General features: G+C 69.7%; 3 protein-coding genes. All 3 read left to right on the forward strand.

Annotated elements, in window-relative coordinates; translation table 11 throughout:
• Positions 1–1,362 precede the first annotated feature (1,362 nt).
• From E6J59_03180 to E6J59_03190, 3 genes are read left to right on the forward strand one after another with little or no spacing between them, the layout of a single operon-like run.
• Positions 1,363–1,950: a TetR/AcrR family transcriptional regulator gene (locus E6J59_03180; protein ID TMB22770.1), complete on the forward strand. Its 588-nt coding sequence runs from the start codon at positions 1,363–1,365 to the stop codon at positions 1,948–1,950.
• The gene (locus E6J59_03185) at positions 1,947–2,960 is read left to right on the forward strand and encodes a hypothetical protein (GenBank protein ID TMB22771.1); all 1,014 of its coding nucleotides are present in this window, start codon (positions 1,947–1,949) and stop codon (positions 2,958–2,960) included. The genes E6J59_03180 and E6J59_03185 overlap by 4 nt, the downstream gene beginning before the upstream one ends.
• The gene (locus E6J59_03190) at positions 2,957–5,515 is read left to right on the forward strand and encodes a hypothetical protein (GenBank protein ID TMB22772.1); all 2,559 of its coding nucleotides are present in this window, start codon (positions 2,957–2,959) and stop codon (positions 5,513–5,515) included. The genes E6J59_03185 and E6J59_03190 overlap by 4 nt, the downstream gene beginning before the upstream one ends.
• Positions 5,516–5,542: the final 27 nt, after the last annotated feature.

Consider the following 5,542-nt stretch of genomic DNA (forward strand, 5'->3'; position numbering starts at 1 on the left):
GCCACCGCTTCTTCCTCGGCTACGTCGACTTCGAGAAGGGTCCGCTCTTCCTCCGCGTCGGCCGCCAGATCCTCGCCTGGGGCGAGACCGACGTGTTCCGGCTGCTCGACAACATCAACCCGCTCGACGACTCCTTCGGCGGCTTCTTCATCGCGCTCGACGAGCGGCGGCTGCCGCTCGACATGGCGCGCGCGAGCTATCACCTGGGCTCGCTCGGGCCGCTCCACGACGCCTTCCTCGAGGGCTTCGCGGCCTTCGGCAACCGCGTCGCAACCGTGCCCGGCATCCCGCAGGGCTCGCCGTGGGAGCCGGGCGGCCTCGGCTTCCCACTCCCCAACCTGCGCATGGTCCCCACCGTCCCCGACCGCAGCGAGGTGCGCGGCGGGGCGCGCCTCGTGTTCAGCAGCGGGGACGTCACCTACACGCTCGCGCACTATTACACCTACCTCGACGTGCCCGGCATCCGCTTCCGGCTGCCCGGGGCCGTGCAGCTGCCCGGCGAGCCGGTGCCCACCAACGTCGCGCGCTTCGGCAACGAGATCCAGGCGATCGAGCGCTTCCCGCGCGTGCCGATCAGCGGCGCCTCGCTCACCTTCCCGATCCCGTCGTGGTACAGCGTGGTGCGCTCCGAGGCGGCCTACTTCCAGGGCGAGCCCATGAACCGCCAGGGGCGGGGATCGACCGCCGATTCGACCGGCACACCGGGCTCGGCCGCGGCCCGCCGCCTCCGGCAGGAGAACAACACCGAGGGCGGCCTCGATCCCTTCCTCTACCCCGGCTTCCTCGACTTGACGCGCAGGGGACCGGTGCAGGGCAGCGTGCTCCAGCGCGACACCTTCAACTTCGCCGCCGGCCTCGACGTGAACCGCTTCGTCCGCTGGCTCAACCCCTCGCAGACGATCTTCATAACCACGCAGTTCTTCTACAAGCACGTCTTCGACTCGCCGGGCGATCTCGTGCTGCCCGTCTCCTTCCGCCTGGCCCCCGTGGACAAGACCATACCCGTCATCGGTAACAGCTGTGGCCCGCCGAGCGCGCGGCGCGCCTGCCGCCTCGAGCCCCGCCTCTTCCACCTCGACGACGACCGCTTCCTGCACACGCTCCTGGTCACCACGTCCTACGATGGAGGCCGCATCGTCCCGTCGTACGGCATGTTCTACGACTGGCAGGGCGCCTTCGTGTTCCAGCCGGGCGTGGCGTATGTGCGCGACCCCTTTCGATTCATCACTGACTACACGCGGGTCGAGGCCGCGCCCACCGGCCAGTTCGGCGCCGTCCGCGACCGCGACAACGTGCGCTTCCAGGTCGAGTACGTTTTCTAGCGGTTGACCGGGAAACGTTGCCCGGCTATCGCCCGAGTGAATGCTCGTTCACTCCAAGCGGCCGGACATCGAGCGCGCCGCGCTCCGGCTGTTCGTGACGCGCGGCGTCCGCGGCACGACGGTACGGGACATCGCGGCCGGCGCCGGGGTGGCCGAGGGCACGCTCTACCGCCACTGGCGGAGCAAGCGCGACCTCGCCCGCACGCTCTTCCGCACCTCGGCGGCGGCGCTGGCGGACGACGTGCGGCGCGCGGCGGAGACCGAGACGACGGCGCGCGCCAAGCTGGCCGCGGCCCTGCACGCGCTCTTCCGCGCCGCGCGCCACGAGACCTTCCTCTACGAGCTGCTCATCCTGCCGCCCAGCCGGGACACGCAGGATTTCGTGGCGGACGCCGACAGCCCGGCCAGGGTGCTGGCCGCGATCGTCAGCGAGGGCCAGCAGCGGCACGAGTTCGGGGGGATTGACCCGCGCCTGGCCGCCGAGTGCATCATGGGCGCGGTGAACCGCGTCACCATCTATCGGCGCCTCGGCATGCTCCCAGGCCGGCTCGCGCAGTACGAGCACGAGCTGGTGGGAGCCCTCCTCGCGGGCCTCGCCCCGTCCCGCCGCCGGAGGGACACGGCGTGAGCGGCGGGGCGCTCGCCCGCGCGCCCCTCGTTCTGGTGCTCCTCGCCGCTGCGGCGGGCGCCACGCCGGTCACCCTGCGCGAGATCCGCCAGGGCCTGTTCGCTGCCTGCTTCGCGACCGACCGCGACGGCTGGATGGTGGGAGAGCTCGGCCGTATCTTTCACACCACGGACGGCGGCGACACGTGGGAGCGGCAGGACGCGGGCACCAAGCGCCCGTTCCTCACCGTCTCGTGTCTCGACGCGCGCACCGCGTGGACCGCCGGCAAAGAGGGCATCGTCTACGGCACGACGGACGGCGGCGTCACCTGGAGCGAGGCGAAGACGGGCTCGTCGCGTCACGTCTTCAGCATCCGGTTCGCCAACCGCACGCGCGCCCACGGCGCCGGCGACTTCGGCACGATGATCCACACCGAGGACGGCGGCCGCACCTGGACCGTGGCACGCCTCCCGCCCGAGGTGGAGCTGCCCGCGAGCGCGCTCGACACCGGCGTCGATCCGGGCGACGTGAACCTCTACGCGGTCTCGTACGCCGACCCGGACCACGTCTGGGTGGTGGGCGAGTTCGGCACCATCGTGGCGAGCGACGACGGCGGCCGGACGTTTCACCAGCAGCACGCCGCGGTCGAGTCGACGCTCTTCGGCGTGCACTTCGCCGACACGCGGCGGGGCTGGGCGGTCGGCATCGACGGGGTGATCCTGCGCACGGAAGACGGGGGGGCGGGCTGGAGCGCGCAGCGGTCTCCGATCGCACAGCGCGCGTACTACGACGTGGTGGTGCAGAGGCAGCAGGGCTGGATCGTGGGCGACGCCGGTACGGTCCTCGCGTCGACCGACGGCGGCGCCACCTGGGCGCTCGAGCCGCTGCCCATCCAGCTCGCCGCCAACTGGATCCGTGCGCTCGCTCTCGCGCCGGGCGGCCGCGGCCTGGCGGTCGGCGCCGAGGGGCTGGTCCTGCGCCTCGAGGGCTCGACGCTTCGCCGCCTGGGAGAGCACGAGAGGAGCCCGTGATCCCCAAGCGCTGGATCGAGGCGTACCTCTGGTTTCTCCTGCGCAACCGGCTCGCGGTGACGATCGTGGTCGCCGTGATGACCGTCTTCTTCGTCTACGAGGGGACGCACCTCAAGGTCGTGCCCCAGTTCCTCGACTTCTACCCGGGTCCGAGCACGGTGCGCATCTTCGGACACGAGTACACGTGGCGGAAGGGCCACCCCTACATCAGCATCTACAACACCTTCCGGCGGATGTTCGGGAGCGCGAACATCCTGACCGTCATCCTCGAGGTGAAGCACGGCGACATCTACAACCCCACCACGCTCCAGAAGATCGACGTGATCACCAAGCGCCTCACCGAGACGAAGGGCGTGGTCCCGTACCAGATCCTCTCCATTGCGCACCCGAGGATGAAGAGCATCCAGACCTCCGGCGGCGCCATCCAGGTGCGCGAGGTGTACTTCCCCGGCGTGCCGCAGACGCAGGCAGACGCCGAGCGGGTCAAGTTCGCGGTCTACTCGACCAAGGGCATCCGCGGCCTCTACGTGGCCCTGGACGACAGCGCGGCGCTCGTCACCGCCGGCTTCTGGGAGGAGGAGCTCGACTTCCACGACCTCTACGAGCGGATGATGGCGCTCGAGCGCGACGTCGAGGATGCGAACCACACCGTCTACATCACCGGCTTCCCGTGGCTCTACACCTCGGTGCTCCGCTACGTCCCCGAGGTGCGCGAGGTGTTCGTCATCACCGTGGCGGCGCTCGCCTTCCTCCTCTGGAACTACTTCCGCACCTGGACCGGCATCTGGGTGCCGGTCTTCTCGGGGCTCCTCTCGAGCGTGTGGGCGCTCGGCATGGGGCCGCTCCTCGGCTTGAGCCTCGATCCGCTCGTGCTGGTGGTGCCGATCTTCCTCTCCGCGCGCGCCCTGTCGCACTCCGTCCAGTCGATGGACCGCTACCACGAGGAGTATCGCCGTCTCGGCGACAAGCACGCGGCAATCGTCGAGTCGTACTCGCACCTCTTCCCGCCCGCGATCGCCTCGGTGCTGAGCGACGGGATCGGCATCCTGCTCGTCTCGATCGCGCCCATCCCCCTCATCCAGAAGATCGCGGTTTTCTCGAGCTTCTGGATCGTGTCCATCATCGTGAGCGTGGTGACGCTCCACCCGATCATCCTCTCCGTGATCAACCCGCCCGGCGTGCACGCAGCGCACTATCCGGCGTGGGCGCGCCGGCTCGGGCGTGGCCTCCTGGTCGTCGCGGGCGGGCTCTTCGCCCTCTACGCGCTCTCGATCGCGCTCGACCTGCTCGGCCCGGCAAAGCTCGGCGTCCTCCTCGCGACGGCGCTCGTCCTCTACCGCTTCCACGCGCCGATCTACCGCGTGATCACCGAGCGGGTGATCGCCGCCAGCGACGGGCGGCGGCGCTGGGCCGTCGCCGCGCTCTCGATCGCGCTCTACGTCCTCTGCCCGATCTGGGGCTGGCGCCTCAAGGTGGGCGACATGACGCCGGGCGCGGCGCTGCTCTTCCCGCACCATCCCTACAACGTCGCCTACGCCAAGCTGAACGAGAAGTTCCTCGGCGCGAGCCAGCTCGTCGTCATCGCCGACACCGGTAAAGAGGACGGCATGAAGGACGTGGCGCCGCTCACCACCATGGAGGAGTTCGCCGATCACATGGAGACGACCGCCGGCGCGGGCGTGTCGGTCACCGTGATCGACATCGTGAAGCAGCTCGCCCGCCTCTATCACGAGGGCGAGCCCAAGTGGGGGTTCGTCCCCGACAACCAGAAGTACGTTGCCGAGCTGTTCTACGCCTTCACGCAGAGCGGCCAGGCGGGCGACCTCGACCGCTTCCTCTCCCCCGAGGCGCGCTACGGCACCATCATCACCCTCTTCCACGGCTACTCGCACGACATCATCATGAACGCCATCGAGACCGGGAAGCGCTGGGCCGCCGAGCACGCCGGCGAGCACGTGCAGTTCCTCTTCGCGGGCGGCCTCTTCGGCGTGCTCGCGGCGGTGAACGAGGCGGTGGAGAGCTCGTACTGGATGACGCTCGCCCTCGTCATGCTGGCGGTTGCTGCCTGCCTCTACCTGACCTACGGATCCCTGGTCGCGGTCGGCATCCTCATGATCCCGGTCATCCTCTCGCAGCTCGCCTGTGAGGCGTTCATGTACCTCTGGCGGATCGACCTGAACGTCAACTCGCTGCCCATCGCGGCCGCCGGCGCCGGGGTGGGCGTCGACTACGGCATCTACCACTTCAGCCGCATGATCGACGCCTTCGACGAGGGCCGCACGCTCGACGAGGCGGTCGACTACGCCACCGCCACCACCGGCAAGGCGATCATCTTCACCGCCACCACCATGGTGGCGAGCACGATCTTCTGGTGGTTCTCCGATCTCAAGTTCCAGGCGGAGATGGGGCTCCTCCTGGCGCTGCTCATGCTCTTCAACACCTTCGGCGGGCTCGTGATCGTGCCGGCCTGGATGAAGATCGTCCGCCCGCGCTTCCTCCTCCGCCGCCGCACCCGCGCCCCGGAGCGCGAGCCCGTGCGGCTCGCCGTCGGGTGATCGAGGCCCGGCAGCTCGCGAAGCGCT

This window comes from Deltaproteobacteria bacterium, assembly GCA_005879795.1.
Taxonomy (GTDB): Bacteria; Desulfobacterota; Binatia; order DP-6; family DP-6; genus DP-6.

Excerpts from the sequence above, each read along its gene's own strand:
- E6J59_03180 (TMB22770.1), top strand. The coding sequence starts at position 1,363 with ATGCTCGTTCACTCCAAGCGGCCGGACATCGAGCGCGCCGCGCTCCGG.